Genomic DNA, 26038 nt, shown 5'->3' on the forward strand with positions numbered 1-26038 from the left:
AGTCATCCTCAAAGTGCTCGGCACTTGGCAGGGGCGGTTTCGTAGTACGCATTGGTGTCGGCGTGCTCTGGAAGCTCGAACTGCAACTCGCACGGTTCCAGCCCCGGCGCCTTGATAAACAGCGTGCGGGTGTCGAGGACGTTGGGCAGGAACACCAGGCCACCCTCCTGCACCAGCGTCACGAATTCTCCCTCCTGGTTGTTCACGGAGGCGCCGCGAGGCAAGGGGGCACCGTTGACGGTGGTGACCTTGAGCAGGGCACGGCGGGTGAGGGTTACGCCGAACTCGACCCTGTCGACAGCGCCGCGCCCGGCGGAAATCACCGCCAAACCGTTGTTGATGTCGGCGTTGCGCGGCAGCGTCTTGGTGTCGACTTCTACCGGGCTCTTGCCATAGGCCGAGACTTGCGGGATCACGGCCTGGCCCTGCCAGTCGGTCCACACCGGCCCGCTGGGGGTCGACACTTTGATGGCGCCCATGTCGGCAACCGAGAGCAGCGCAAAGGTGTCGCTGATCGAATAGGGCGACAGTGTCACGCCGCCGCCATGGACCACGGCGCCGCCGCGAGCACTGGCCTGATAGCTGGTACGCTCGGCATCGCTGCGCGTGTAGTTGACGTCCAGTTGGGTATAGCGCGGCAGGAGCGAGACTCCGGCAGTGGACTGGACTTGCCTGTCACGGGAGTCGTGTTCGACGCCGACGCGATAGGCCAGTTGATCGTTGACTTGTTCACTCAAACCGACGCCGCTGCGGTATTCACCCCCCGAACTTCGCACCCAGGTCCGTGCTCGCCGGTTTTCACCCAGGGGGATGCTGAGGTTCACGTAGACGCTGTCGTCGTTGCGGTCAGCGCCGCTGACTTGCCATTCGGCGGTCGCAGAGACCGAGACGCCAGCGAGGGTGGTGCCCCAGGACGCGAGGGCGCGACTGGTGCCCTGGCCATCGAACGAGTTCGACTGGCTGAAGCCGCCACTGAATGCGCCTAGCCAGGGGTGCGCCCACGAAAGAGAAATGTTCTGCCGGTCGCGATAGCGCGAGTTGCGGTCGTCGGGGGTGGTATCGAACACCGCCTCTTCCAGTTCCCGATAACCCAACGTTCGATAAGAACTGCCCGCGTTGAGCGACCAGCGATCACTTAGACGGTGCGAGGCCATCAAGTCGGCCTGGACGCCTTGGCCGGAATCCTTGCCGGTTGCGTCGGTACTGACCAGCGTGGCTTGGACGTGGGTTTGCGGGGAGACCAGCAGTCCCAGGCCGGCACCCGCCGCGCTGTAGTCGGCTGCACCGGTCAGGCCACCGCTGATCTGCACCTGCGAATGCAACGCACCGCTCCAGCCACCGCTGATGACCCAGGGTTCCTCGCCTTTTTCGTTCCCCACTCGGCGCACCTGTCCCGCCGCCAGCGAAAATCCGGGCGCAGGTAATCCAACACCGAGCATCGCCGCTGGCACGATAAAACTTCGTTCGCTGCCGTCGATCTCCTTGACGGTGACTTCCACGTCGGAGCGGCTGTTGAGCCGCCGGACGTTGTCCAGTGCAAACGGGCCGGCGGGCACCACGGTGGAGTAGATCAGCGCACCGTTCTGCCGCACTTCGACCTGGGCCTGACTATTGGCTATCCCCTGGATTACCCCGCCTTGCCCCTCGACTTGCAAGGCTTGCTCGTTAAGCACTTGCAGGCCGGTGATCTGCGCGCCTGTCAGGATCGGGTTGTAGAGATTGATCTGGCCTGCCTGAAACACCGCCTGATGGCTGGCGAAAGTTCGTTGTGCGTAGGCGGCGATGTGGGTGGTGCGCGACACATCGTCCTGCCAGGTTTGTACCTGACGGCTGCGTACGATCCAGTCGCCGGCATTGAAACCCACTTCGGTATTGGCCGAGGCGTAGCGACTGGAGTCGTCGCCATAGCGGCTGTGTTGGCCGGTCACGTCATAGTTGAGCAAGGCCGCGAAGCCACCGGTCTGGTAGCCGGATACGTCAAGGACGACAGGGCGAATGGCGTCGGTGGGAACGATCAGGGCCAACGCCAGATTAGCCGGGTCCTGTTCGATGGCAGTCTGCGGTGAGGTGCCTAGAAAGTCATAGCAGCGGCCGTCGTCGAGGGTGCGCTCGGGCACATTCAGGTTGGCCTTGTCGAGCAGGGGGCGATCGAAGCACAGTGCGCCCTGGCGGTCGAACGTAATGTCAACCCGCCCCTGGCGCTGCCCATTGACGCTGAGGGTCACCGAATGCCGACCTGCGGCGAAACGGGGCGCCTGCATCAGCAAGGTCGCCAAGGCTGGATCGATGCCGCGTTGGCGCAAGGTGTTGGTGTCGAACGATGCCAGCAACAGGTCATCACCGCGGGCGTCGAGCATCATCAGCGCATTGACCACCAGCACGGCCGCGGCAGCCCTGAGCGCGGACAAAATAGGGCGAGTGTGGCGAACGACGGGCACGGCTTCGCCATCACGGCATACAGATACTGTGTTCATGGGATTCACTTGGGTTATGCCGGCCAGCCTCTTACGCTGAGGTCAGGCACGCGAGTGGCAACGGCTCAGGGCCGTCGCCAGGACACTTCGGCGCTCTTCGTTCCTTCTTCGCGCAGTCAGTGGGTTTCAGGATTCGAGTGGGGCCTCGAAGTGCGGTACGGCAAAACCGTAGACCGTGGCCGGCTGTATCCGCACGCGGTTTCCACCGGCACCATCGATGGCCACACTCAGCGTTTCACCCGGCAGCACATAAGTGCGCGGGAGCAGCGCTGATCCATTGCCGGGCAGCAGCGTCAGCTCCTGAGCCAGGCGCACGACGTAGGGTGTTGGGTTATGCACGCTGAGCTGATCGTTTTTCAGGCGCCAGGCCAGCCCCGTCCAAGGTGTGCGATTGGGGGCCAGGCCCTTTGGGTGCAAGATCACTGGCAGGTTCTGTCGCACGGTCACACCCACCCGCGCGTGTCCCGCCTCGGCAGGGGGACGATCCTGGGGCATGCCTTCGAAAATCACCCGCTTGAGGCGTTGGGTCGTCAATGGCGCCGACGATTGCAGGATGAATCGCACCAGTTGACTCTTGGCTGGCTCGACCCGGGCCAATGGCGGCGTGACGAACAGCAGCGACTCCTTATCCTCGGGGATGTCTTCGAGTGTGACATGCAACAAGGCCAGCGTTGCGTCGGTATTGGTCACCGAGACGGAGGCTTCGCCATCGGCTTCGTTCACGATGACCACAGACGTGTCGGGCACCATGCCATCCGCCAGAACATGGCCGCAGAACAGGAAGGCGAGGGTGCTGATACACCGTTTAAGACTCGAAATGCCCTTGGATAATTTCATGGTCAAACCCTGTATGAGAGAGGGACGCAAAACAAGAGTTGGCATGGCTAGAGGTACCTGAGGTCGAGCACGATGGCGCCGTCCAGCGGCACCTCCTGATTCAGGGTCAGGAAGCTCGCGGCGTTGATGGAAGTGTTGATGTGCAGCGTGGCCGTCAGTAGGCGATGGGGTTCCGGTACCAGCGTGCCGGGCCTGGCGAAGCCCATGTAGTTGTTTGGGTAGACATTGTTTTCCGGGAACCAGGTCAAGCCCTGATTGCTCGACGCGAGCACCAGTGCCGGACCTCCGTCAGCCACCGCATTGCGCAGCGCCAGACTCACCGCGCCCAGACGTTCGTCGGGGGCATGGACGTTCCATCCCAGGCCGTAATAAAACCCCGGTCCCAGTGATGAGTCTTCGCGGTTATCGCGGCCCACCAGCACAAACAGCAGGGCTTCGTTGCAACTCACGTGAAGCTCCAGCTGGCGGCTGGGCAAGGGGCTCAGCTCGTATTGATTCAGGCTGCGCGCCGGCACCATGCCGTGGTCGACAATACCGCCGTCCGACAACAGGACGTCGCAGGCATTGGGCGTGATGTGGCCCACGACGTTCAGTTCAACCTCGGACGCGGCAATCGCCTCTGGCCTGAAACCCAGCAGGCAGAAGACGGCGAACAGGTGTGAAATCGCATGTTTCATAACGGTCTGAAATCCTTGTCAGCTCGATGCAGAGAAGAGCGGCCAGGGGACTGAGCCGCTCTCGATCCGTCGGTGGGTTACAGGTAGCGCACGGTCAGGGTGACGGAGCCATCGATGGCGACTTCGTTGGTCAGGGTGAGTGAGTTGGTGGGGGCGATTCGCGGCGAGATGTAGAGGTCGGAAGTCCACGTCTGGAAAGGAATCGGCGCCACGGTAGCGGTGTCGGTCACCGTCAGGATGTTGTCAGTGGCAAGATCACGAGCAAGACCCCAGGTCGAGCCGCTATCGTAGGACTCGATCGTTCTCACTGTTGCACCATCGGCAATCGGCGCCACCAATCTCATGCTCATGGCTCCCAGCTTTTCGTTGCCGTTGATGAGTCCCAGGCCGAACTCCAACGAATCATTAGGGATGTAGGACGAGCCGGCGCGGTTGTCCTTGGCTTCAACTGCTGCCAGGGTAGCGGCGTCGCAAGTCAGAGCCAGCTGTAACGTTTTGGTATCGAGGTATGTCGCCTTATCCGCATTCAAATCCTTCGCCGAAATCTTGCCGTAATCCACCAGCCCCCCTTGGGACAAGGTCGGCTCGCAGGCACTCGGGGTAATGATGCCGGTTACGGTCAGGTCGACGCTCGAGGCGGCGAAAGTGCTGGCGCTGGCGGTGAGCAACATGGCGACGAGCAGGGTATTGAGTGTCTTTTTCATTGTGAGCCTCCAGGAATATCAGTAAGTGATTTGCATCGTGACGTGACCGTCGATGGGCAGTTCATCGAGCAGGGTCAGGTCAGTCGCAGGCGCGATAATGGTGTTGGCCCGCAGGCGAGCACTCAGGTGCTGCAAGGCAATGGGCGTGTGCGGATCGCCCGGGGTGGCAAACGCGGTCAGGGCGGCGTGGCCCAGATAGGAGGAGGGCCCCCAACTGGCGCCGTTGTTACGCGACATGATGGTCACCACCGGGTTGCTGTCGGCCTGCGGTTCGAATATGCCGAAGCCGACGCTGCCGAGGTTTTGATCATCGTTGACCGTTCCCAGACCGTGGTAAGCCGCAATGACGGCCGAAGTACCGGCGCGGTTGTCGATCGTTGTCAGGGTGAAGAGCGTGGGGCCTTCACAGTCGACCTGGAGTTGTAGATCCCCGGGGGCAAACGGGTCGGAAGCTGCTGATCGAGGTTTTTCGAGGTCAGTTTGCCGTGATCGATGATGCCGCCGCCCGACAGCGAGGGTGTGCAGGAACTGGGTGTGATGGTGCCGCTGACACTCAGGTCCGTGGTGCCGGCCGCCAGTACGGCGGGGGCGAACGCCAGCAACAGGGTCGTGGAGATTGCAAAAGAACATCTGTCCATGATGGGTCTTCCTTGTGTGTAAGGGGCATGCCGTTTATGGGCATGACCGGTTGGAGGAGACGGATTTACAGAGGTCTGTTTCGCAACGCAGCTGTCAGCCGGGATAAACGCTTGTACATGTGTTCAGTTCTCCTTGAAGTTCGACGTTGTGAGTGCCCAGTGTGGACAGCGCGCAATCTAACGGTCGCGGAAACAAGGTGAAATGCAACTAATACGAAAAGTTACGGTTCGCGGACTGAAAGGTTCCTTGGCGGTGCCTCAGTGATTGGAAGATATTGGTTGCCTTAATGGGCGACCATGAGCACTAAACGATTGTTGTTTTCTTGGAAGTGACGGGGTTTCCCTGTGCACGGGAGTAATTTATCGGCCTGGTTTGGCGGGTGAATTGAAACTAATGCGAGAGAGGAATTGAGAATGTTTAGTGAAAGTTCAGAGCAGTGGAGGCGCAAAATGATCTGCAATTTACAATTTGTATTGTCTCGGGGAGCTGTCTGTAGGCTTTGTGTGTGGTCCAAATAGCCAGGAATTGTAGGGCGGTTCCTTATCTTCCATAGGACAAAGTCCTGTCGCCCGCCTATGCTGGGTCAGGCGAGATTTGGTTGAATTTTGATCGTTGTGATGAGAACGGGACGGCGCTATTTTTCAGATATTCCAGTCATCTAACAGGATAAATCTGACAATGCGCGTAATCATTGCTGACGACCATCCTGTCGTTCGGATCGGCATGCGAATGCTCACCGACCTGAGCGGCACTTGTGTGATTGTGGGAGAAGCCGAGGGGCCGGACAGCCTGTTCAATCTGCTTTCAACCACTTCCTGCGAGCTGTTGATCACCGATTTCTGCATGCCTGGCAATGTGCAGGCCGATGGCTTGCGGATGCTTAGCATGGTGCGTCGTCGCCATCCGACGACCTCGATCATCCTGGTGACCATGTTCGCCAACGTTACGACTCTGAGAGCTGCGCTGGGTCAAGGCGTCGTGGCGATCGTCGCCAAGGATGCTTCGGCCAAGGAGCTGCCGATGGCAATCCGTGCAGTGAGCGAAGGCCGGCGATTCATCAGTCAGGCCCTTCATGCGGTACTGCTGCAAGCCGATGCGGAAGCCCAGTCGAGTAGTCCCTCTCTGTCAGCCAAAGAGCACGAGGTGGTCAGGATGCTCGCCAGCGGCATGACCGTCAGTGAAATTGCCGAGCATTTCAAACGCAGCGTGTCGACCATCAGCAAACAAAAAAACATGGCCATGCAAAGGTTGGGTATCTCCACGGACGTGGATCTATTTGCCTATGCGCGTGACAGTGGCATGGTGCATCAGATGCGGCTGTAAGTTATTTTACATTTAAGAATCGTATTAATTGTATTTTTTGACGCCAGGCCTTCGCTTATATTTTTATGCGCTGTAAGTGCAAGTAAATAAAGTCTATTCCTGGAGTTGATAAGTATGAACAAGCGTTTCGGTTGTATGGCGATAGGGCTCTTCCTTATCGCGTCGTCCAATGTCTATGCGGCGTCCAGTGTCGACCTTAGAGTGACGGGGAACATTACCCCAAGTGCCTGCGTGCCACAGCTTTCAAGTGGCGGTTTGATTGATTACGGGAAAGTTTCAGTCAAGGACTTGAGGTGGGACAAGGTCATGCCGGTGCAACGGCTGCAGTTGTCCGTGAACTGTGACGCGGCCACTTTTTTTGCGATAAAAAGCACCGATAACCGGTCAGGCACTGCACACAACAACAGTTCTTCGGCTTTCGGCCTGGGGCTGGGTGTGAACGATCACAAGCTGGGCATGTACAACCTCACAATGGAAAATGCCTTGGCTGACGGTGCGGTGGCGCGTCTGGTTGAATCGGTCGACAGCACCACCTGGTTCCCGGTTTCCGAAGGTCAGGCGTGGCAGCCCACATGGATGAGGACCGCCAACGCATCAGGTCCGGATTATGCTCCTGTCGCCATGCAGACCTTTGAAGCCGATATGGTCGTCGCAACGACCATCGCCCAGTTGAGGAACCTGGCAGCTGAGGTCTCGTTGGACGGCAGCGCAACCCTGGACATCGTCTACCTCTAGGCTACGCGGCAGGTGCCACCATTTTCATGGTGAATGACCATGGTTTTTCCCGCCCTCACGGATTATCGTGCTGGCCAATTGACCATTTTCGAAGGACGCCGACCATGAGTGATGACCACAACGCCTTGATCACCCGGTTCTATCAGGCCTTCCAGCGTCTGGATGCCGACGCCATGTGCGCCTGTTACACCGACGACGTGGTGTTCAGCGACCCCGCGTTCGGCGAACTGCGCGGCCGCGATGCGGGTGACATGTGGCGGATGCTCACCACCCGGGCCAAGGACTTTTCCCTGACCTTCGACGGTGTGCGCAGCGACGAACGCAGCGGCGGTGCCCACTGGGTGGCGACCTACCTGTTCAGCCAGACGGGCAACACCGTGGTCAACGACATTCAGGCACGCTTCGTATTTCGCGATGGCAGGATTTGCGAGCACCACGACAACTTTGACCTGTGGGCCTGGTCGCGTCAGGCCCTGGGATTCAAGGGCCTGCTGCTGGGCTGGACGCCTCTGGTGCGCAACGCCGTTCGTGCCCAGGCGCTCAAGGGGCTGAGGGCATTTCAGGCCAGTCGCTGATAAGATTGCGGCCTGTTTCCTTGAAGCCTTGACCGTCACGTGAACGCTCCCAGCGAATCCTCTGTTGTCGCCGCCGAACAGGTGCCGGCCAGCAAACCCTGGTTTGTCTACCTTGTACGGGCGGCCAATGGGTCGCTGTATTGTGGGATCAGCGACGATCCCATTCGCCGATTCGCCAAGCACCAGAGCGGCAAAGGTGCACGCTTCTTTCTATCGAGCCCCGCCATGGCACTGGTGTACACCGAAGCCTGCCGTGACAAAAGCGAAGCGTTGCGTCAGGAACGGCTGATCAAGAAGCTCAGGAAAAGCGCCAAGGAATGCCTGGTGGCGACCTTTGCTGCAGGCTTATCAATCTGACTGATGGGTTCCCATCAGGCAGATCGGTAGGCCGCTCACGGATTGCGCGCTAAGCTGCGGATTCCTATTCGAGCGGCGGAGCCGAGCATGTCCGAGTTGATTCTTCATCATTACCCGACGTCCCCATTCGCCGAAAAGGCCCGCCTGCTGCTGGGCTTCAAAGGCTTGTCCTGGCGCTCGGTCAAGATATCGCCAGTGATGCCCAAACCTGATCTGACCGCACTGACCGGCGGCTATCGCAAAACCCCGGTGCTGCAAGTCGGCGCGGACGTTTACTGCGACACTTCGTTGATTGCCCGGCGACTGGAGCAGGAGAAAGCCTTGCCGGCATTCTTCCCCGAAGGTCAAGAAATGATCGCAGCGACCTTCGCGGCGTGGGCCGATTCTGTGGTGTTCCAGCATGCGGTCAGCCTGGTGTTTCAGCCGGAATCAATCGCTGTACGTTTTGGCAGCTTGTCGCCGGAAGCGATCAAAGGCTTTCTCGCTGATCGCGCGGCGCTGTTCAGTGGTGGCAGTGCCAGCAAGTTGTCATCGGAGCAGGCACGGCATCAATGGCCGACGATCATGGCGAGGCTGGAGCAGCAGTTGCGACGCGAGCAGGGTGATTTCCTGTTCGGTGCACCGTCGATTGCCGACTTCGCCCTGGCTCATTGCCTGTGGTTCCTGAAGGCGACGCCGGTGACCGCGCCGCTGGTGGATGCATATCCGGCGGTGGCCGCGTGGCATGCAAGGGTTTTGGGTTTCGGTCATGGTGCGTCCAGCGAGATGACGTCGGAACAAGCGCTGGAAGTGGCGCGCAATGCCAAGCCAGCGGCGTTGCCGGATGAAATGTTCGATGAGCCGAATGGGTTTGAGGCGGGTCAGCAGGTGATCATCGCCGCGACCGACTACGGCGTTGACCCGGTGGCCGGGGAGCTGCTGTTTGCCGGGCGCGAGGAGCTGATTTTGCGCCGCGAAGACGAGCGTGCCGGGGTGGTGCATGTGCACTTTCCGCGCTTTGGTTTTCGTATTGAAAAACGCTGACAAACAACTGTGGGAGCGAGCAAGTCGCACCGCCGCTCCCACAGGGGTAATCAGTGTCCACCAGGGCTATTTCAACGCCGCCATGATCGCATCCGGGTCATAGCCGCGAATCTGAGTCCCGTTCACCTCGATGAACGGAATGCCGCCACCCCCCAACGCTTCATAGGCCTTGCGGGCGTGCGCGTCTTTCTCGATGTCGAATTCCTTGTAGGGAATGCCCTTCTGATCGAGGAAACGCCGACTCAGTTTGCAGTAGCCACACCATTCGGTGCTGTAAAGCACGACATTGGCGCTGGCCTGAATCTGTCGCGAAACCACCTGCGAAGGATTGAACACCCGCTCGATTTTGCCCCAGTTCTGATAGACCACGACCACCAGCAGGATCAGCAGGCATTTTTTCAGCACGCTGCCCAGCATCAGTTACGGCGCTTGAGCTGGTCGGTGAGTGAGGTCGGCAGCCCCTTGATGATCAGCGTGCCGGCTTCTTCGTCGTACTCGATCTTGGAGCCCAGCAGGTGGGCCTCGAAACTGATCGACAGGCCTTCGGCACGGCCGGTGAAGCGGCGGAATTGGTTGAGGGTGCGTTTGTCCGCCGGGATCTCTGGCGACAGGCCGTAGTCCTTGTTGCGAATGTGATCGTAGAACGCTTTCGGACGCTCTTCGTCGATCAGTTCGGAAAGCTCTTCCAGGCCCATGGGCTCGCCCATTTTCGCCTGGCTGCTGGCGTAATCCACCAGGGCCTTGGTTTTCTCCCGGGCGGAGTCTTCGGGCAAGTCTTCGCTCTCGACGAAGTCGCTGAACGCCTTGAGAAGCGTGCGGGTTTCGCCCGGGCCATCGACACCTTCCTGGCAGCCGATGAAGTCACGGAAATACTCCGAGACCTTCTTGCCATTCTTGCCCTTGATGAAGGAAATGTACTGCTTGGACTGTTTGTTGTTCTGCCACTCGGAGACGTTGATCCGTGCGGCCAGGTGCAATTGGCCCAGGTCGAGATGGCGCGACGGCGTGACGTCCAGCTCTTCGGTCACCGCCACGCCTTCACTATGGTGCAGCAGCGCGATGGCCAGGTAATCGGTCATGCCCTGTTGATAGTGGGCAAACAGCACATGGCCACCGGTGGACAGGTTCGATTCTTCCATCAGCTTTTGAAGATGCTCCACCGCCACTCGGCTGAACGCAGTGAAATCCTTGCCCCCCTCGAAATACTCCTTCAGCCAGCCGCTGAATGGATGCGCCCCCGACTCGGCATGGAAGAACCCCCACGCTTTGCCTTGTTTGGCGTTATAGCTCTCGTTGAGGTCGGCGAGCATGTTCTCGATGGCGGCGGACTCGGCCAATTCGGAGTCGCGAGCGTGGAGAACAGCGGGCGTACCGTCGGGTTTTTTCTCGATCAGGTGGACGATGCAATGACGGATCGGCATGGGCTTCTCGGCTGATTGAAGAGAGGAGGGCGTGCTCCCCAAAAGTTGCCAAGTGTACCGCAACCACTGGTTTTGGCGCGGTGCGAAGGGCAATTCACGGGTCATCGACGGCCCTTATGCAGTTTTTTATCAATTTAGAGCAATAAAGCTGACCAAATGGGTAGGCAGAGGCGGATATTTCCTTGTCTCTGTGCTAGTTTTGCCCGGTCTTACGCGAAGTCACTGCGTTAAGCGTGCAGTCAGCAAATGTCAGGTCGAACCAAACCCTGATTTCGGTATCTATAACCCCGATCCCGCGGTTATTGGCCGAGGGTGCCAGATCCAGAAGATCGGGCTCGATGGCTGACACTGCACTCTGCAATCCATATGAATTTGATAGGGAAGGAACACTACATGGCTCTTACTAAAGACCAACTGATCGCCGACATCGCTGAAGCTATCGACGCGCCAAAAACCACCGCGCGTAACGCTCTGGACCAACTGGGCCAAATCGTTGCTGATCAGCTGGAAAACGGCGGCGAAATCACTCTGCCAGGTATCGGCAAACTGAAAGTGACCGAGCGTCCTGCCCGTACCGGCCGTAACCCTTCGACTGGCGCTGCCATCGAAATCGCTGCCAAGAAAGTGATCAAGCTGGTTGTGGCCAAAGGCCTGACCGACGCGATCAACAAGTAAGAAGCAGTAAAAAAGCCGTGCACCGGAGCGATCCGGGCACGGCTTTTTTTGTGTCTGGGATTTTTACCCTGTAGGAGCGAGCATGCTCGCTCCTACAGGGTCGGTGATTACGTCTCGGACGCCCACCGCTGCCGCCAGGCCTGCTGCTGCGCCGGGGTCTGGAAGGTCCACGCGACGAAGCGGCTCTGCTTCTGCCCCTGGGACATCTCCACCACCTGGCTCTCCAGTGCGCCGGCCTTTTTCAGCGCCGTCTGGATCACCGGCAGGTTCGAGGCTTTCGACACCAGGGTGCTGAACCACAACACCTGCTGGCCTGCCTGCGCGCTCTCGCTGATCAACTGCGTGACAAAACGCGCCTCGCCACCTTCGCACCACAACTCCGCTGCCTGCCCGCCGAAGTTCAGTACTGGCAGTTTGCGTTTCGGATCAGCCTTGCCCAGCGCCCGCCATTTTCGGCTGCTACCACGAGTGGCTTCTTCCAGGGAGGCGTGGAACGGGGGATTGCACATGGTCAGATCGAACCGTTCGTCATTCTCTAGTAGACCCAGCAGAATGTGCTTGCGGTCGGCTTGTTGGCGAATCTGGATGGCTTTGTTCAGTCCATTGGCCGCCACAATGGTTTTCGCCGAGGCGATGGCGATGGCATCGATGTCCGAGCCGACAAATTGCCAGCGGTAGTCACTGTGGCCAATCAACGGATACACGCAGTTGGCGCCAGTGCCCACGTCCAGCACCTTCACCGCAGCGCCACGGGGGACCTCGCCGTTGTTGCCTTTGGCCAGGAGGTCGGCGAGAAAGTGCACGTAGTCGGCGCGCCCAGGGACCGGCGGGCACAGGTAGTCGGCGGGAATGTCCCAATGGGTAATGCCATAGAACGCCTTGAGCAGCGCCCGGTTGAACACCCGCACGGCGTCCGGGCTGGCGAAATCGATGCTTTCCTTGCCATACGGATTGATGATCACGAATTTGGCCAGTTCCGGGGTGCTTTTGATCAGCGCCGGAAAGTCGTAGCGACCCTGGTGGCGATTGCGCGGATGCAGGCTGGCCTTTTCCCGGGGCTCCACGGTTTTGGCCAGGTTCGCCGGGGCAGGCTTCTTGCGCGCAGGTTTGGGTGTACGAGGGGCGGTCATGGCAGTGGTCAATTCGGGTATGGCTGAAAGTGGCGGGCATTGTCCCACATTGATGGCCGATACACCGAACCTGTAGGAGCGAGCATGTCGAGGCGTCGCTCCTACAGGGGGCGGTGTAGTAGGTACAAAAAAGGGAGGCCGTTGCCGGCCTCCCTTTTTCATCGCGATTTGCCGTTACAGGCTGGCAATCCGCGCGTGTTGCTCGGCCAGTTTGCCCAGAGCCTGTTCGGCTTCGGCCAATTTGGCGCGTTCCTTCTCGATGACTTCGGCGGGGGCCTTGTCAACGAAACCCGCGTTGGACAGCTTGCCACCCACGCGCTGGACTTCACCCTGCAAACGCTGGATTTCCTTGTCCAGGCGTGCCAGTTCCGCGCCCTTGTCGATCAAGCCTGCCATCGGCACCAGCACTTCCATCTCGCCCACCAGTGCGGTGGCGGACAGCGGTGCTTCTTCGCCAGCGGCCAGGACGGTGATCGATTCCAGGCGAGCCAGCTTCTTGAGCAGTGCTTCGTTCTCGGTGAGGCGACGCTGGTCTTGCGCGCCGACGTTTTTCAGGAACAGCGGCAGCGGTTTGCCCGGGCCGATGTTCATTTCGCCACGGATGTTGCGCACACCGAGCATCAGGCCCTTGAGCCATTCGATGTCGTCTTCGGCGGCAGGGTCGAGGCGTTCCTCGTTGGCCACCGGCCAGGGCTGCAGCATGATCGTCTTGCCTTCGATACCGGCCAGCGGCGCGATGCGTTGCCAGATTTCCTCGGTAATGAACGGCATGAACGGATGCGCTAGGCGCAGGGCCACTTCCAGTACGCGAACCAGCGTGCGACGGGTGCCACGCTGGCGTTCAACCGGTGCGTTCTCGTCCCACAGCACCGGCTTGGACAGTTCCAGGTACCAGTCGCAGTACTGGTTCCAGATGAACTCATACAGCGCTTGTGCCGCCAGGTCAAAACGGAACTGGTCAAGCTGGCGGGTCACTTCGGCTTCGGTGCGCTGCAACTGCGAGATGATCCAGCGATCGGCCAGCGACAACTCGTAGGCTTCGCCGTTCTGGCCGCAGTCTTCGCCCTTGTCCAGCACGTAGCGGGCGGCGTTCCAGATCTTGTTGCAGAAGTTGCGGTAGCCTTCCACGCGTCCCATGTCGAACTTGATGTCACGACCGGTGGACGCCAGCGAGCAGAAGGTGAAGCGCAGGGCGTCGGTGCCGTAGCTGGCGATGCCGTCGGCGAACTCGTCGCGGGTGGCTTTCTCGATCTTCTTCGCCAGTTTGGGCTGCATGAGGCCAGAGGTGCGTTTTTGCACCAGGGTCTCCAGTTCGATGCCGTCGATGATGTCCAGCGGGTCAAGGACGTTGCCCTTGGACTTGGACATCTTCTGGCCCTGGCCATCACGCACCAGGCCGTGCACGTAGACGGTCTTGAACGGAACCTGCGGCGTGCCGTCCTCGTTCTTGATCAGGTGCATGGTCAGCATGATCATCCGGGCGACCCAGAAGAAAATGATGTCGAAACCCGTCACCAGCACGTCGGTGGAGTGGAATTTCTTCAGGAACTCGGTTTTCTCCGGCCAGCCCAGGGTGGAGAACGTCCACAGCCCGGAACTGAACCAGGTGTCGAGTACGTCGTTGTCCTGTTGCAGCGCAACGTCGGCACCGAGGTTGTGCTTGGCGCGCACTTCGGCTTCGTCGCGACCGACGTAGACCTTGCCCGACTCGTCGTACCAAGCCGGAATCCGATGACCCCACCACAGCTGACGGCTGATGCACCAGTCCTGGATGTCGCGCATCCACGAGAAGTACATGTTTTCGTACTGCTTGGGCACGAACTGGATGCGGCCGTCTTCCACGGCGGCAATCGCAGGCTCTGCCAGCGGCTTGGTCGACACGTACCACTGGTCGGTCAGCCACGGCTCGATCACGGTGCCCGAACGGTCGCCTTTCGGCACTTTCAGGTTGTGGTCGTCGACGCTGACCAGCAGGCCAGCCGCATCGAAGGCGGCCACGATCTGCTTGCGCGCTTCGAAACGGTCAAGGCCGGCGTACTCGGCCGGGATCTTGCCATCAATGGTTTCGTTCAGGGTGCCGTCCAGGTTGAATGCCTGGGCGGCCGGCAGAACGTGGGCGTTCTTGTCGAAGATGTTCAGCAGCGGCAGGTTGTGGCGCTTGCCGACTTCGTAGTCGTTGAAATCGTGGGCCGGGGTGATTTTCACGCAGCCGGTGCCGAATTCAGGGTCGCAGTAATCGTCGGCAATGATCGGGATGCGACGGCCAACCAGTGGCAGCTCGACGAACTGGCCGATCAGGGCTTTGTAGCGATCGTCGTTCGGGTTCACCGCGACGGCGGAGTCGCCGAGCATGGTTTCCGGACGCGTGGTCGCGACGATCAGGTAATCCTTGCCTTCAGCGGTTTTGGCGCCATCGGCCAGCGGGTACTTGAGGTTCCACAGGAAGCCTTTCTCGTCGTGGTTTTCCACTTCGAGGTCGGAAATAGCCGTGTGCAGCTTGGTGTCCCAGTTGACCAGGCGCTTGCCGCGGTAGATCAGGCCGTCTTCGTGCAGGCGCACGAACGCTTCCTTGACCGCTTCCGACAGGCCGTCGTCCATGGTGAAACGCTCGCGGCTCCAGTCCACGGACGAGCCAAGGCGGCGGATCTGGCGGCTGATGTTGCCACCGGACTGATCCTTCCACTCCCAGACTTTTTCGAGGAATTTATCCCGGCCCAGGTCGTGGCGGTTCTGGCCCTGGGCTTCGAGTTGGCGCTCTACCAGCATCTGTGTGGCGATACCGGCGTGGTCGGTGCCCGGTTGCCACAAGGTGTTGCGGCCTTGCATGCGGCGGAAACGGATCAGGGCGTCCATGATCGCGTTGTTGAAGCCGTGACCCATGTGCAGGCTGCCGGTGACGTTCGGCGGCGGGATCATGATGGTGTAGGACTCGCCCGCGCCTTGCGGGGCGAAGTAATTCTCGGACTCCCAGGTGTTGTACCAGGAAGTTTCAATGGCGTGCGGCTGGTAGGTCTTATCCATGCGCGGCGGGACCCTATTGGCATCAATTCAGGAAAAGCCGACGAGTATAGCGGAGGGGGGCAGCTACAAGCCACAATGGCAGCTACAAGCTACAAGCTACAAGCTACAAGCTACAAGCTACAAGCCACAAGCGGACGAGGTCAGCTTTTTCTTGCAGCTTACAGCTTGGAGCTCGTAGCTGCGGCGAGCAGCCGCTCCATGCGTGCATCGAGGCGGCGTTTGATCTCGGTCTCGATGTGCGGGGCAAAATCGTCGATCACGTCCTGCATGATCAATTGCGCGGCGGCGCGCAGTTCGCTGTCCAGGTGAAGTAGTGCGTCGGGGCCCTTGCTCTCGGTGGGCGCTGGAGCGGCCGGTTCGACGGTCGGCTGGCTGGCGCTGACCGTGTCGAACAACATGGGAATCTGTTCCTGTTCACCGGCCTCGACCGTGTCGGTCAGCAGCGGGGGTTGCAGGTTGTCATCACCGAGCAGCTCGCGGATCGACTCGAGGTCATCCAGCAGGTGCGCGGATTTTTGCAGCGGTTTTGAAGTGTCCATCGCCATGCTCAGAGTCGCTGTAAACGGTGATCTTGCAGAGGATAGCCCTGTTCGCGGTAGAAACGGAAACTCTCTCGCGCAGCGGCACGAATCGTCGGATCTTCCACCACCACTTCCGCCACACGGGCAAATTGGTGAGCAAAGGTCGGGACTTTCAGGTCCAGATTGACCAGCAGATCCTGGTGTTGCCCGCAGTCGCTGCCCAATCCCAACACAATCAAACCGTCCGGCTCGCTGTCAGCGGGGCCGTGGGGCACGAAGCTTTCGCCCTTGAAGGCCCACAGGCGCGCATCCAGGTCATCGCGCTGGGCAGCATCGCTGCAATGCAGGTAGATGCGGTGTCCCATGCGCCAGGCTTTTTCGGTGAGCTTGCAGGCAAAATCCAGGCGTGCCGAGGGATCGGCGCTTGGCAGGATATAGAAGTCGACTTTGGTCATTGCGGTTCCTGAGCCCGGAACGGCGCTACCGGCAGGTAGCGCCGCCCGGGGTCATCGGTTTCAGGCCTTGGCGCGGTCCAGCAGGTATTGGGTCAGCAATGGCACCGGACGGCCAGTGGCGCCCTTGTCCTTGCCGCCGCTGGTCCAGGCGGTGCCCGCGATGTCCAGGTGCGCCCAGTTCAGGTTCTTGGTGAAGCGCGACAGGAAGCAGGCGGCGGTGATGGTGCCGGCTTTCGGGCCACCGATGTTGGCGATGTCGGCGAACGGGCTGTCCAGTTGCTCCTGGTATTCGTCGAACAGCGGCAGTTGCCAGGCGCGGTCGTCGGCCGCCTTGCCGGCGCTCAGCAATTGCTCGATCAACTCGTCGTTGTTGCCCAGAAGGCCCGAGGTGTGCGCCCCCAGTGCCACGACGCAGGCGCCGGTCAGGGTGGCGATGTCGATCACCGCTTGCGGCTTGAAGCGCTCGGAGTAGGTCAGGGCGTCGCACAGCACCAGGCGGCCTTCGGCGTCGGTGTTGAGGATTTCCACGGTTTGGCCGCTCATGGTGGTGACGATGTCGCCCGGGCGTGAGGCGTTGCCGCTTGGCATGTTCTCGGCGCAGGCCAGGATGCACACCAGGTTGATCGGCAGTTTCAGTTCGAGCACGGCGCGCAGGGTGCCGAAGACGCTGGCGGCACCGCCCATGTCGTACTTCATTTCATCCATGCCGGCACCCGGCTTCAGGCTGATGCCGCCGGTGTCGAACGTGATGCCCTTGCCAACCAGCGCGTACGGCTTCTCGGATTTCTTGCCGCCGTTGTACTGCATGACGATCAGGCGCGGTGGCTGGGCGCTGCCCTGGCCGACGGCGTAGAACGAGCCCATGCCCAGGTCCTTGATCTTCTTCTCATCGAAGACTTCGACTTTCAGGCTCTTGAATTCCTTGCCGAGGCTCTTGGCCTGCTCGCCAAGGAATGTCGGGTGGCAGATGTTCGGCGGCAGGTTACCCAGGTTGCGGGTGAACGCCATGCCGCTGGCGATGGCGCTGGCGTGGGCCACGGCGCGCTCGACTTCGGCCTGCGCGGCCTTGATGGTCACCAGGGTGATCTTCTTCAGGGCGCGTGGCTCGGCTTTCTGGCTCTTGAATTGATCGAAAGCGTATTCGCCATCCATCAGGGTTTCGGCCAGCAGGCGGGTCTTGCCATAGCTGTCCCGGCCCTTGATCACGACTTCGTCCAGGGCCAGTGTGGCATCGCTGCCACCCAGGCCTTTGAGGGTATTGAGAATGCCGGCGACGATTTTGCGGAACGGACGATCACCCAGCTCCGCCTCCTTGCCCACCCCGACCAGCAAAACGCGCTCGGCCTTGAGGTTCGGCAGGCTGTGCAGCAACAGGCTCTGGCCAACCTTGCCGGCCAGGTCACCGCGCTTGAGCACGGCGCTGATCGCACCGCCGCTCAAGGCGTCGAGTTGAGTAGCGGCGGCACCGAGCTTGCGGCCTTCGCCGACGGCGACTACCAGGGTGGCGGTTTTCAACGTTTCGGGGTTGACGCTTTTTACAACCAGTTCCATGTCTGGGTCCCTGAGTGAGTGAGCTGCGAGTTGCCAGCGGCAAGCGGCAAGTGGCGGCAAAGCCCGCAGTTTGAACCTCGCTACCGACGTGTGACAACCCCTGTAGGAGCGAGCATGCTCGCGATGGACGTCAACGATAACGCGGGGCATCCGGTATCCAGAGGCGTCCTTGCGACCATCGCGAGCATGCTCGCTCCTGCAGGGGCAGCGTCAGCCACGGTTGCGGTTGCATTGCGCAGTGACAGGCGCACCCAATCACAGGATAATGCGCCAACTTTTTTCGACGGCTCTGTCTTGCGGGCTGTCGATACGTTTGCCTGTTTGGCCGCCTTAGCCTGACAACCCTGGAGTGTCTGGTTTGATCGTCTTCCGTTATTTATCCCGCGAAGTCCTGTTGACCTTGAGTGCCGTCAGTGCGGTGCTGCTGGTCATCATCATGAGCGGACGCTTCATCAAGTATCTCGCACAAGCAGCCTCTGGCCAGCTCGACCCGAGTTCGTTGTTCCTGATCATGGGCTTTCGACTGCCGGGCTTCTTGCAACTGATCCTGCCGCTGGGCCTGTTTCTGGGGATCCTGCTGTCCTACGGTCGTCTTTACCTCGAAAGTGAAATGACCGTGCTTTCGGCCACTGGCATGAGCCAGCAGCGCCTGCTGCGCATGACCCTGTTCCCGGCCGCCATCGTGGCGCTGGTCGTTGCATGGTTGAGCCTGAGCCTGGCGCCCCAGGGTGCCAATCAATTCCAGTTGCTGCTCAACAAGCAGGACGCACTGACCGAGTTCGATACCCTTGAGCCAGGCCGTTTCCAGGCACTGCGTGACGGCACGCGAGTGACTTACACCGAGCAACTGACCGACGATCGCGTCAACCTGGCCGGTGTTTTCATTTCGCAAAAGAACCTGGGTTCCGATAACAAGGATCGTGGGATTTCCGTGCTGGTGGCCGAGAAAGGTCGCCAGGAAATCCGTCCTGACGGCAATCGCTACCTGATCCTCGACAATGGCTACCGTTACGACGGCAGCCCGGGGCAGGCCGATTATCGGGCGATCAAGTACGACGAATATGGTGTATTGCTGCCCAAGCCGGATGTCAGCGATGAAGTGACCGACCGCGATGCCATGACCACCGCGTCCCTGTTCGGTAGCGACGACATCCGTTCGCGCACCGAGCTGCAATGGCGTCTATCCCTGCCATTGCTCGTGTTCATCGTGACTCTGATGGCGGTGCCGCTGTCGCGGGTGAATCCGCGTCAGGGCCGCTTCCTCAAGCTGCTGCCGGCGATTCTTCTTTATATGGCTTACCTCACCATCCTGATTGCCGCTCGCGGTGCCCTCGAAAAGGGTAAAATCCCGCCTGCACTGGGGTTGTGGTGGGTCCACGGTGTATTCCTGATCATTGGTCTGGGCCTGCTCTACTGGGAGCCCCTGCGCTTGAAGATGGCCAGCCGTCGCAGCGCGTTGGAGGTGGCCCGTGGTTAAGCTCGACCGCTACATCGGTAGCAGCGTGTTCATGGCGATCCTGGCGGTACTGGGCATTATTCTCGGCCTGGCCACGCTCTTCGCCTTCATCGACGAAATGAGCGATGTCAGCGATACCTATACGTTGCTGGATGTCCTGAGCTACGTCCTGTTGACCGCACCGCGTCGTTTGTACGACATGCTGCCAATGGCGGCACTGATCGGTTGCCTGATCGGTCTCGGCAGCCTGGCCAGCAACAGCGAACTGACCATCATGCGCGCCGCCGGCGTGTCGATCGGTCGAATCGTCTGGGCGGTCATGAAACCGATGCTGGTCCTGATGCTGGTCGGTGTGCTGATTGGCGAATACATCGCACCGGCAACCGAAAGCACCGCCCAGGCCAATCGTTCGCTGGCACAGGGCAGCGGCGATGCGCAAAGCGCCAAGCACGGCATGTGGCACCGCCAGGGCGACGAGTTCATCCATGTCAACTCGGTCCAACCCAACGGCATTCTCTACGGCGTGACCCGTTATCACTTCGATAAAGAGCGGCACATGCTGTCGGCAAGCTTCGCCAAACGTGCCGAGTTCGACCAGGATCACTGGCAGCTCAGTGACGTGACCACCACGCTGTTCCATGAGCGCAGCACGGAAGTGGTGAACACCCCGGTCGAGCGTTGGAACGTGGCCCTGAGCCCGCAATTGCTGAGTACCGTGGTCATGGCGCCAGAGTCGCTGTCGATCACGGGTCTGTGGGGCTACATCCACTACCTGGCCGATCAGGGCCTTAGCAATGGCCGTTATTGGCTGGCATTTTGGGTCAAGGTGTTGCAGCCGCTGGTCACCGCCGCGCTGGTGTTGATGGCGATCTCCTTCATTTTCGGCCCGCTGCGTTCGGTGACACTCGGTCAGCGTGTGTTTACCGGCGTGCTGGTGGGGTTCACCTTCCGTATTGTTCAGGATCTGCTCGGTCCTTCAAGCCTGGTGTTTGGCTTCTCCCCGCTGTTTGCGGTGCTGGTGCCGGCGGGAATCTGTGCTCTGGCTGGTGTCTGGCTGCTACGCCGCGCGGGTTGATCCCGGCGATTTGCTGCCTTCACCGCCTACAAAAACGCCCCTGTCGCAAGACCGGGGCGTTTTTGTAGGCGCCGTCTGACCTGCGAACGTGACGCTAGCACCGTGGATCAGGTACAATTCCCGGCTATTTTTCGGCGGGCCATGCCTGCAGCCTTTTTGAGTGTTGATCCGTGAGTGATTTGAGTCATATCCGCAATTTCTCCATCATCGCCCACATTGACCATGGCAAGTCGACGCTGGCCGATCGCTTCATCCAGATGTGTGGCGGCCTGGCCGAGCGTGAAATGGAAGCCCAGGTGCTGGACTCCATGGACCTTGAACGCGAGCGCGGGATCACCATCAAGGCGCACAGCGTTACCCTTTATTACAAAGCCAAAGATGGTATCAACTACCAGCTGAACTTCATTGATACCCCCGGCCACGTTGACTTCACCTACGAAGTCAGCCGATCCCTGGCGGCCTGTGAAGGCGCACTGCTGGTGGTGGATGCCGGTCAGGGCGTGGAAGCGCAGTCCGTAGCCAACTGCTACACGGCGATCGAGCAGGGCCTGGAAGTGATGCCTGTGCTGAACAAGATCGACTTGCCACAGGCCGATCCTGATCGCGTGAAGGACGAAATCGAGAAAATCATCGGCATCGATGCCACCGACGCGGTCACTTGCAGTGCCAAGACCGGCCTGGGTGTCGATGAAGTGCTTGAACGCCTGGTTGCAACCATTCCGGCGCCCACCGGCAACATCGAAGATCCGCTGCAAGCGTTGATCATCGACTCCTGGTTTGACAACTACCTGGGGGTTGTGTCCCTGGTGCGTGTACGCCATGGCCGGGTGAAGAAGGGCGACAAGATCCTGGTCAAGTCCACCGGCAAGGTCCACCTGGTGGACAGCGTCGGCGTGTTCAACCCCAAACATACCGCCACAACTGACCTGAAGGCCGGTGAAGTGGGCTTCATCATCGCCGGTATCAAGGACATTCACGGTGCGCCAGTGGGCGATACCCTGACCCTGAGCAGCACGCCTGATGTCGACGTGCTGCCCGGCTTCAAGCGCATTCAGCCGCAGGTCTACGCCGGCCTGTTCCCGGTCAGCTCCGACGATTTCGAAGACTTCCGTGACGCCCTGCAAAAGCTCACCCTGAACGATTCGTCGCTGCAATACACCCCGGAAAGCTCCGACGCCCTGGGCTTCGGTTTCCGTTGCGGCTTCCTCGGCATGCTGCACATGGAGATTATCCAGGAGCGCCTGGAGCGCGAATACGACCTGGACCTGATCACCACTGCACCGACGGTAATCTTCGAACTGGTGCTCAAGACCGGCGAGACGATCTACGTCGATAACCCGTCGAAATTGCCGGACGTGTCTTCCCTCGAAGACATGCGCGAACCGATCGTTCGGGCCAATATTCTTGTGCCACAGGAACACCTGGGCAACGTCATCACCCTGTGCATCGAGAAGCGTGGCGTGCAGCACGACATGCTGTTCCTCGGCAATCAGGTGCAGGTGACCTACGACCTGCCGATGAACGAAGTGGTGCTGGACTTCTTCGATCGTCTGAAATCCACCAGCCGCGGCTATGCTTCGCTGGATTACCATTTCGATCGTTATCAATCGGCTAATCTGGTGAAACTGGATGTGTTGATCAACGGCGACAAGGTCGATGCCCTGGCGCTGATCGTGCACAAGGACAACGCGCACTACAAAGGGCGCCAGTTGACCGAGAAGATGAAAGAACTGATTCCGCGGCAGATGTTCGACGTGGCGATCCAGGCGGCCATTGGCGGTCAGATCGTGGCGCGTACAACCGTCAAGGCACTCAGAAAGAACGTATTGGCCAAATGCTACGGCGGTGACGTCAGCCGTAAGAAAAAACTGCTTGAGAAGCAAAAGGCCGGTAAGAAACGCATGAAACAGGTCGGCAACGTGGAAATTCCACAAGAAGCCTTCCTCGCCGTGCTCAGGTTGGATAGTTAGGTCCTATGTCGCTAAATTTCCCGCTGTTGCTGGTCATCGCTGTTTTCGTCTGCGGCCTCCTGGCGTTGCTCGATCTGGTATTCCTGGCGCCGCGCCGGCGTGCCGCCATTGCTTCCTATCAGGGCAGCGTCAGCCAGCCTGACGGGCTGGTGGTCGAGAAACTGAACAAGGAGCCGCTGCTGGTCGAGTACGGCAAGTCGTTCTTTCCGGTGCTGTTCATCGTGCTGGTGCTGCGCTCGTTCCTGGTGGAACCGTTCCAGATTCCTTCCGGGTCGATGAAACCGACTCTGGACGTGGGTGACTTCATCCTGGTGAACAAGTTTTCCTACGGGATTCGCTTGCCGGTGATCGACAAGAAGGTCATCGAAGTAGGTGATCCGCAGCGCGGTGATGTGATGGTGTTCCGCTACCCGAGCGACCCGAACGTCAACTACATCAAGCGTGTGGTTGGCCTGCCGGGCGATCAGGTGCGCTACACCGCGGACAAGCGCCTGTTCGTCAATGGTGAGTCGATTGCCGAGCAACTGGTCGGTGCCGAGCCGGGTACCCTGGGCAGCGCCGAGCTGTACAAGGAAAAACTCGGAGCCGCCGAGCACCTGATCCGAAAGGAGATGAGCCGTTATCGCGCCGCTCCCGACCATACCTGGACCGTGCCTGCCGGGCACTACTTCATGATGGGCGACAACCGCGACAACTCCAACGACAGTCGTTACTGGGATGATCCAACCATTCCCAAGGATCTGCTGGGCATGGTTCCCGACAAGAATATCGTCGGCAAGGCCTTCGCCGTCTGGATGAGCTGGCCGGAACCCAAACTCAGTCATCTGCCGAACTTTTCGCGGGTTGGCTTGATCAAGTAATCACACACGGCGCTGTTGAACACAGCGCCGAATGCATTTCTGGAGTAGCCACAAGCGGCGCCAGGTGCATGCAGACCATGATATTCAGGACGTAATTTTTGAACACAGCGTTAATTGTCCCAAGCCTGCGCCGCACCCTCGCGCTGGCATCCAGCCACGAACTCAGCGTGGGTAAACCGTGAGCGTCTCCTTAAGTCGTCTAGAGCGCCAGCTCGGCTACACCTTCAAGGACCAGGAACTGATGGTCCTTGCCCTGACTCACCGCAGTTTTGCCGGGCGCAACAATGAGCGCCTGGAATTCCTCGGTGATGCCATCCTCAACTTCGTCGCTGGCGAGGCGCTGTTCGATCGCTTCCCGCTTGCCCGCGAAGGCCAGTTGTCGCGATTGCGCGCACGTTTGGTCAAAGGTGAGACCCTGGCGGTACTGGCCCGTGGTTTTGATCTGGGTGACTACCTGCGCCTGGGCTCCGGCGAGTTGAAAAGCGGCGGTTTCCGTCGCGAGTCGATTCTTGCCGATGCCCTGGAAGCATTGATCGGCGCGATCTACCTGGACGCTGGCATCGAAGTGGCACGTGAACGCGTGCTGGCCTGGTTGGCTGGCGAGTTCGAGGGGCTGACGCTGGTCGACACCAACAAGGACCCGAAAACCCGCCTGCAGGAATTCCTGCAGTCGCGTGGTTGTGAGCTGCCGCGTTACGAAGTGGTGGATATCCAGGGTGAACCGCATTGCCGAACGTTTTTCGTCGAATGCGAAGTTGTCTTACTGAATGAAAAAAGCCGGGGTCAAGGTGTGAGCCGTCGTATTGCCGAACAGGTAGCGGCCGCCGCAGCACTGATTGCCCTGGGTGTGGAGAATGGCAATGACTGATTCAAACGCAACTCGCTGTGGCTATGTTGCCATCGTCGGCCGTCCCAACGTGGGCAAGTCCACGCTGCTCAATCACATCCTCGGCCAGAAACTCGCCATCACTTCGCGCAAGCCCCAGACCACTCGCCACAACATGCTGGGCATCAAGACCGAAGGCAACGTGCAGGCGATCTACGTCGACACCCCAGGCATGCACAAGGGTGGCGAAAAGGCGTTGAACCGCTATATGAACAAGACTGCTTCGGCGGCGTTGAAAGACGTCGACGTGGTGATCTTCGTGGTGGATCGCACCAAATGGACCGAAGAGGACCAGATGGTGCTCGAGCGCGTCCAGTACGTGACCGGTCCGCTGATCGTGGCGCTGAACAAGACTGACCGCATCGAGGACAAGGCCGAGCTGATGCCGCACCTGTCCTGGCTGCAGGAACAACTGCCCAACGCGCAGATCATCCCGATTTCGGCGCAGCACGGGCACAACCTCGATGCGCTGGAGCGCGTGATTGCCGAGCACTTGCCGGAGAACGATCACTTCTTCCCCGAAGACCAGATCACCGACCGCAGCAGCCGCTTCCTTGCCGCCGAACTGGTGCGCGAGAAGATCATGCGCCAGATGGGTGCCGAGCTGCCGTACCAGATCACCGTGGAAATCGAAGAGTTCAAGCAGCAGGGCAAGACCCTGCACATTCATGCCTTGATCCTCGTCGAGCGTGATGGCCAGAAGAAGATCATCATTGGCGACAAGGGTGAGCGTATCAAACGCATTGGCACCGAGGCGCGCAAGGATATGGAGCTGCTGTTCGACTCCAAGATCATGCTCAACCTCTGGGTGAAGGTCAAAGGCGGCTGGTCCGACGATGAGCGCGCATTGCGTTCACTGGGTTACGGCGACCTGTAAACCGGCTCCTGAACGCCGATACCTCTGTGGGAGCGGGCTTGCTCGCTCCCACATTGCTTTCTGTTGTTTGTAAGATTGCATTCCTATCGCCAGAACCCAGGCTTCCATGTCGCAACCCCCAGCTTCAGGCCAATCCGCCTACGTCCTCCACTCCCGCGCCTACCGGGAAAACAGTGCGTTGGTGGATTTCATCACGCCGCAAGGGCGGTTGCGGGCGGTGTTGCGCAGTGCGCGGGGCAAGGCGGGGACCCTGGCGCGGCCGTTCGTGCCGTTGGAAGTGGAGTTTCGCGGGCGGGGCGAGTTGAAAAACGTCGGGCGCATGGAAAGTGCCGGGGTCTCCACCTGGCTGCATGGCGAAGCGCTGTTCAGTGGCCTCTATCTCAACGAGCTGTTGATTCGTCTGCTGCCCGCTGAGGACCCTCATCCCGCTGTGTTCGATCACTACGCCGCAACGCTGCTGGCCTTGGCCGAAGGGCGGCCGCTGGAGCCGTTGCTGCGCTCCTTCGAATGGCGCCTGCTCGACGATCTCGGATACGGTTTTGCACTGTCTGCGGACATCCATGGCGCGCCCATCGACCCGTCGGGGCTCTACCGCCTGCAAGTCGACGCCGGTCTGGAGCAGGTCTATCTGTTGCAACCCGGCCTCTTCAACGGCACCGAGCTTCTGGCCATGGCCGAAGCCGACTGGTCGGCCCCCGGTGCGTTATCGGCGGCCAAGCGCTTGATGCGTCAGGCCCTGGCTGTGCATTTGGGCGGTCGGCCGCTCGTATCTCGAGAGTTGTTTCGAAAGCCATAA

General features: G+C 59.9%; 26 protein-coding genes. 13 read left to right on the plus strand and 13 right to left on the minus strand.

Annotation, left to right across the window (positions count from 1 at the left end):
* Nucleotides 1-8 precede the first annotated feature (8 nt).
* The 6 genes from AB4N33_RS26870 to AB4N33_RS26895 all read right to left on the minus strand — a co-directional run bounded on the left by AB4N33_RS26870 (nucleotide 9) and on the right by AB4N33_RS26895 (nucleotide 5330).
* Nucleotides 9-2474 (minus strand): fimbria/pilus outer membrane usher protein, encoded by a 2466-nt coding sequence (locus tag AB4N33_RS26870; RefSeq protein WP_476458595.1) that lies wholly within the window; start codon nucleotides 2472-2474, stop codon nucleotides 9-11.
* Nucleotides 2475-2600: 126 nt separating this feature from the next.
* Nucleotides 2601-3311, minus strand: coding sequence for a fimbria/pilus chaperone family protein (locus AB4N33_RS26875; protein WP_460121157.1), 711 nt, complete (start codon nucleotides 3309-3311; stop codon nucleotides 2601-2603).
* A 47-nt stretch (nucleotides 3312-3358) separates the two neighbouring features.
* A complete protein-coding gene (locus AB4N33_RS26880) occupies nucleotides 3359-3988 on the minus strand; it encodes a DUF1120 domain-containing protein (RefSeq protein ID WP_476458596.1) in 630 nt (209 codons plus the stop codon).
* A 77-nt stretch (nucleotides 3989-4065) separates the two neighbouring features.
* Nucleotides 4066-4692 carry a DUF1120 domain-containing protein gene (locus tag AB4N33_RS26885; RefSeq protein ID WP_460121161.1) on the minus strand — a complete coding sequence of 209 codons (627 nt, stop codon included), beginning with the start codon at nucleotides 4690-4692 and terminating at the stop codon, nucleotides 4066-4068.
* 18 nt (nucleotides 4693-4710) lie between these two features.
* Entirely contained in the window at nucleotides 4711-4929 is a 219-nt protein-coding gene (locus tag AB4N33_RS26890) for a hypothetical protein (RefSeq protein WP_476458597.1), read from the minus strand.
* Between the two features lie 143 nt (nucleotides 4930-5072).
* The gene (locus AB4N33_RS26895) at nucleotides 5073-5330 is read right to left on the minus strand and encodes a DUF1120 domain-containing protein (protein WP_476458598.1); all 258 of its coding nucleotides are present in this window, start codon (nucleotides 5328-5330) and stop codon (nucleotides 5073-5075) included.
* Between the two features lie 679 nt (nucleotides 5331-6009).
* On the opposite strand from AB4N33_RS26895, the gene AB4N33_RS26900 reads away from it, so the two are divergent.
* From AB4N33_RS26900 to AB4N33_RS26920, 5 genes are all read left to right on the plus strand, one after another.
* Nucleotides 6010-6654, plus strand: coding sequence for a response regulator (locus tag AB4N33_RS26900; RefSeq protein ID WP_476458599.1), 645 nt, complete (start codon nucleotides 6010-6012; stop codon nucleotides 6652-6654).
* Between the two features lie 114 nt (nucleotides 6655-6768).
* The gene (locus tag AB4N33_RS26905; RefSeq protein ID WP_476458600.1) at nucleotides 6769-7389 is read left to right on the plus strand and encodes a DUF1120 domain-containing protein; all 621 of its coding nucleotides are present in this window, start codon (nucleotides 6769-6771) and stop codon (nucleotides 7387-7389) included.
* 104 nt (nucleotides 7390-7493) lie between these two features.
* On the plus strand, nucleotides 7494-7964 hold the full coding sequence (locus AB4N33_RS26910; RefSeq protein ID WP_460121169.1) for a nuclear transport factor 2 family protein: 471 nt from the start codon (nucleotides 7494-7496) through the stop codon (nucleotides 7962-7964).
* Between the two features lie 39 nt (nucleotides 7965-8003).
* The gene (locus tag AB4N33_RS26915; protein WP_476458601.1) at nucleotides 8004-8321 is read left to right on the plus strand and encodes a GIY-YIG nuclease family protein; all 318 of its coding nucleotides are present in this window, start codon (nucleotides 8004-8006) and stop codon (nucleotides 8319-8321) included.
* A gap of 87 nt (nucleotides 8322-8408) precedes the next feature.
* Entirely contained in the window at nucleotides 8409-9344 is a 936-nt protein-coding gene (locus tag AB4N33_RS26920) for a glutathione S-transferase family protein (protein WP_476458602.1), read from the plus strand.
* Between the two features lie 66 nt (nucleotides 9345-9410).
* Here the strand turns inward: AB4N33_RS26920 and AB4N33_RS26925 are convergent, their stop codons facing one another.
* Both AB4N33_RS26925 and yejK read right to left on the minus strand, forming a co-directional pair.
* A complete protein-coding gene (locus AB4N33_RS26925; RefSeq protein ID WP_476458603.1) occupies nucleotides 9411-9761 on the minus strand; it encodes a glutaredoxin family protein in 351 nt (116 codons plus the stop codon).
* Nucleotides 9761-10765, minus strand: a complete 1005-nt coding sequence (gene yejK / locus AB4N33_RS26930) for a nucleoid-associated protein YejK (protein WP_460121176.1) — start codon at nucleotides 10763-10765, stop codon at nucleotides 9761-9763. Before yejK ends, AB4N33_RS26925 begins: the two co-directional genes overlap by 1 nt.
* Before the next feature lie 393 nt (nucleotides 10766-11158).
* Between yejK and AB4N33_RS26935 the strand changes: the two genes are divergently transcribed.
* Nucleotides 11159-11440, plus strand: a complete 282-nt coding sequence (locus AB4N33_RS26935) for an HU family DNA-binding protein (protein ID WP_192305202.1) — start codon at nucleotides 11159-11161, stop codon at nucleotides 11438-11440.
* Between the two features lie 107 nt (nucleotides 11441-11547).
* Here AB4N33_RS26935 and rlmF read toward each other — a convergent pair whose 3' ends face one another.
* The 5 genes from rlmF to AB4N33_RS26960 form a co-directional block, all read right to left on the minus strand.
* Nucleotides 11548-12570: a 23S rRNA (adenine(1618)-N(6))-methyltransferase RlmF gene (gene rlmF / locus AB4N33_RS26940; protein WP_460121179.1), complete on the minus strand. Its 1023-nt coding sequence runs from the start codon at nucleotides 12568-12570 to the stop codon at nucleotides 11548-11550.
* Nucleotides 12571-12744: 174 nt separating this feature from the next.
* Entirely contained in the window at nucleotides 12745-15591 is a 2847-nt protein-coding gene (locus AB4N33_RS26945; RefSeq protein ID WP_476458604.1) for a valine--tRNA ligase, read from the minus strand.
* Nucleotides 15592-15749: 158 nt separating this feature from the next.
* Nucleotides 15750-16130 carry a DNA polymerase III subunit chi gene (locus AB4N33_RS26950; RefSeq protein WP_460121183.1) on the minus strand — a complete coding sequence of 127 codons (381 nt, stop codon included), beginning with the start codon at nucleotides 16128-16130 and terminating at the stop codon, nucleotides 15750-15752.
* A gap of 8 nt (nucleotides 16131-16138) precedes the next feature.
* Nucleotides 16139-16567 carry a DNA polymerase III subunit chi gene (locus tag AB4N33_RS26955; RefSeq protein WP_460121185.1) on the minus strand — a complete coding sequence of 143 codons (429 nt, stop codon included), beginning with the start codon at nucleotides 16565-16567 and terminating at the stop codon, nucleotides 16139-16141.
* A gap of 60 nt (nucleotides 16568-16627) precedes the next feature.
* On the minus strand, nucleotides 16628-18118 hold the full coding sequence (locus AB4N33_RS26960) for a leucyl aminopeptidase (protein WP_476458605.1): 1491 nt from the start codon (nucleotides 18116-18118) through the stop codon (nucleotides 16628-16630).
* Nucleotides 18119-18476: 358 nt separating this feature from the next.
* Between AB4N33_RS26960 and lptF the strand changes: the two genes are divergently transcribed.
* The 7 genes from lptF to recO all read left to right on the plus strand — a co-directional run bounded on the left by lptF (nucleotide 18477) and on the right by recO (nucleotide 26038).
* Nucleotides 18477-19595 carry an LPS export ABC transporter permease LptF gene (gene lptF / locus AB4N33_RS26965; protein WP_460121189.1) on the plus strand — a complete coding sequence of 373 codons (1119 nt, stop codon included), beginning with the start codon at nucleotides 18477-18479 and terminating at the stop codon, nucleotides 19593-19595.
* A complete protein-coding gene (gene lptG, locus AB4N33_RS26970; RefSeq protein WP_460121191.1) occupies nucleotides 19588-20649 on the plus strand; it encodes an LPS export ABC transporter permease LptG in 1062 nt (353 codons plus the stop codon). The genes lptF and lptG overlap by 8 nt, the downstream gene beginning before the upstream one ends.
* A 170-nt stretch (nucleotides 20650-20819) precedes the next feature.
* Nucleotides 20820-22619: a translation elongation factor 4 gene (lepA, locus tag AB4N33_RS26975; RefSeq protein WP_460121193.1), complete on the plus strand. Its 1800-nt coding sequence runs from the start codon at nucleotides 20820-20822 to the stop codon at nucleotides 22617-22619.
* 5 nt (nucleotides 22620-22624) lie between these two features.
* Nucleotides 22625-23479: a signal peptidase I gene (lepB, locus tag AB4N33_RS26980; protein WP_476458606.1), complete on the plus strand. Its 855-nt coding sequence runs from the start codon at nucleotides 22625-22627 to the stop codon at nucleotides 23477-23479.
* 178 nt (nucleotides 23480-23657) lie between these two features.
* On the plus strand, nucleotides 23658-24347 hold the full coding sequence (gene rnc / locus AB4N33_RS26985) for a ribonuclease III (RefSeq protein WP_460121197.1): 690 nt from the start codon (nucleotides 23658-23660) through the stop codon (nucleotides 24345-24347).
* On the plus strand, nucleotides 24340-25242 hold the full coding sequence (gene era, locus AB4N33_RS26990) for a GTPase Era (RefSeq protein ID WP_460121199.1): 903 nt from the start codon (nucleotides 24340-24342) through the stop codon (nucleotides 25240-25242). The genes rnc and era overlap by 8 nt, the downstream gene beginning before the upstream one ends.
* 106 nt (nucleotides 25243-25348) lie before the next feature.
* Nucleotides 25349-26038, plus strand: a complete 690-nt coding sequence (gene recO / locus AB4N33_RS26995) for a DNA repair protein RecO (RefSeq protein WP_476458607.1) — start codon at nucleotides 25349-25351, stop codon at nucleotides 26036-26038.

It is taken from the genome of Pseudomonas sp. S1_E05, from assembly GCF_056337105.1.

What these genes read in the sequence shown, in the direction of transcription:
- era (WP_460121199.1), top strand. Translation starts at nt 24,340, where the DNA reads ATGACTGATTCAAACGCAACTCGCTGTGGCTATGTTGCCATCGTCGGC.
- AB4N33_RS26945 (WP_476458604.1), bottom strand. Translation starts at nt 15,591, where the DNA reads ATGGATAAGACCTACCAGCCGCACGCCATTGAAACTTCCTGGTACAAC.
- AB4N33_RS26895 (WP_476458598.1), bottom strand. Translation starts at nt 5,330, where the DNA reads ATGGACAGATGTTCTTTTGCAATCTCCACGACCCTGTTGCTGGCGTTC.
- AB4N33_RS26870 (WP_476458595.1), bottom strand. Translation starts at nt 2,474, where the DNA reads ATGAACACAGTATCTGTATGCCGTGATGGCGAAGCCGTGCCCGTCGTT.
- AB4N33_RS26875 (WP_460121157.1), bottom strand. Translation starts at nt 3,311, where the DNA reads ATGAAATTATCCAAGGGCATTTCGAGTCTTAAACGGTGTATCAGCACC.
- AB4N33_RS26885 (WP_460121161.1), bottom strand. Translation starts at nt 4,692, where the DNA reads ATGAAAAAGACACTCAATACCCTGCTCGTCGCCATGTTGCTCACCGCC.
- AB4N33_RS26925 (WP_476458603.1), bottom strand. Translation starts at nt 9,761, where the DNA reads ATGCTGGGCAGCGTGCTGAAAAAATGCCTGCTGATCCTGCTGGTGGTC.
- recO (WP_476458607.1), top strand. Translation starts at nt 25,349, where the DNA reads ATGTCGCAACCCCCAGCTTCAGGCCAATCCGCCTACGTCCTCCACTCC.
- AB4N33_RS26900 (WP_476458599.1), top strand. Translation starts at nt 6,010, where the DNA reads ATGCGCGTAATCATTGCTGACGACCATCCTGTCGTTCGGATCGGCATG.
- AB4N33_RS26905 (WP_476458600.1), top strand. Translation starts at nt 6,769, where the DNA reads ATGAACAAGCGTTTCGGTTGTATGGCGATAGGGCTCTTCCTTATCGCG.
- AB4N33_RS26920 (WP_476458602.1), top strand. Translation starts at nt 8,409, where the DNA reads ATGTCCGAGTTGATTCTTCATCATTACCCGACGTCCCCATTCGCCGAA.
- AB4N33_RS26955 (WP_460121185.1), bottom strand. Translation starts at nt 16,567, where the DNA reads ATGACCAAAGTCGACTTCTATATCCTGCCAAGCGCCGATCCCTCGGCA.
- AB4N33_RS26960 (WP_476458605.1), bottom strand. Translation starts at nt 18,118, where the DNA reads ATGGAACTGGTTGTAAAAAGCGTCAACCCCGAAACGTTGAAAACCGCC.
- AB4N33_RS26950 (WP_460121183.1), bottom strand. Translation starts at nt 16,130, where the DNA reads ATGGACACTTCAAAACCGCTGCAAAAATCCGCGCACCTGCTGGATGAC.
- AB4N33_RS26935 (WP_192305202.1), top strand. Translation starts at nt 11,159, where the DNA reads ATGGCTCTTACTAAAGACCAACTGATCGCCGACATCGCTGAAGCTATC.
- yejK (WP_460121176.1), bottom strand. Translation starts at nt 10,765, where the DNA reads ATGCCGATCCGTCATTGCATCGTCCACCTGATCGAGAAAAAACCCGAC.
- AB4N33_RS26890 (WP_476458597.1), bottom strand. Translation starts at nt 4,929, where the DNA reads ATGTCGCGTAACAACGGCGCCAGTTGGGGGCCCTCCTCCTATCTGGGC.
- AB4N33_RS26910 (WP_460121169.1), top strand. Translation starts at nt 7,494, where the DNA reads ATGAGTGATGACCACAACGCCTTGATCACCCGGTTCTATCAGGCCTTC.
- lepB (WP_476458606.1), top strand. Translation starts at nt 22,625, where the DNA reads ATGTCGCTAAATTTCCCGCTGTTGCTGGTCATCGCTGTTTTCGTCTGC.
- AB4N33_RS26880 (WP_476458596.1), bottom strand. Translation starts at nt 3,988, where the DNA reads ATGAAACATGCGATTTCACACCTGTTCGCCGTCTTCTGCCTGCTGGGT.
- rlmF (WP_460121179.1), bottom strand. Translation starts at nt 12,570, where the DNA reads ATGACCGCCCCTCGTACACCCAAACCTGCGCGCAAGAAGCCTGCCCCG.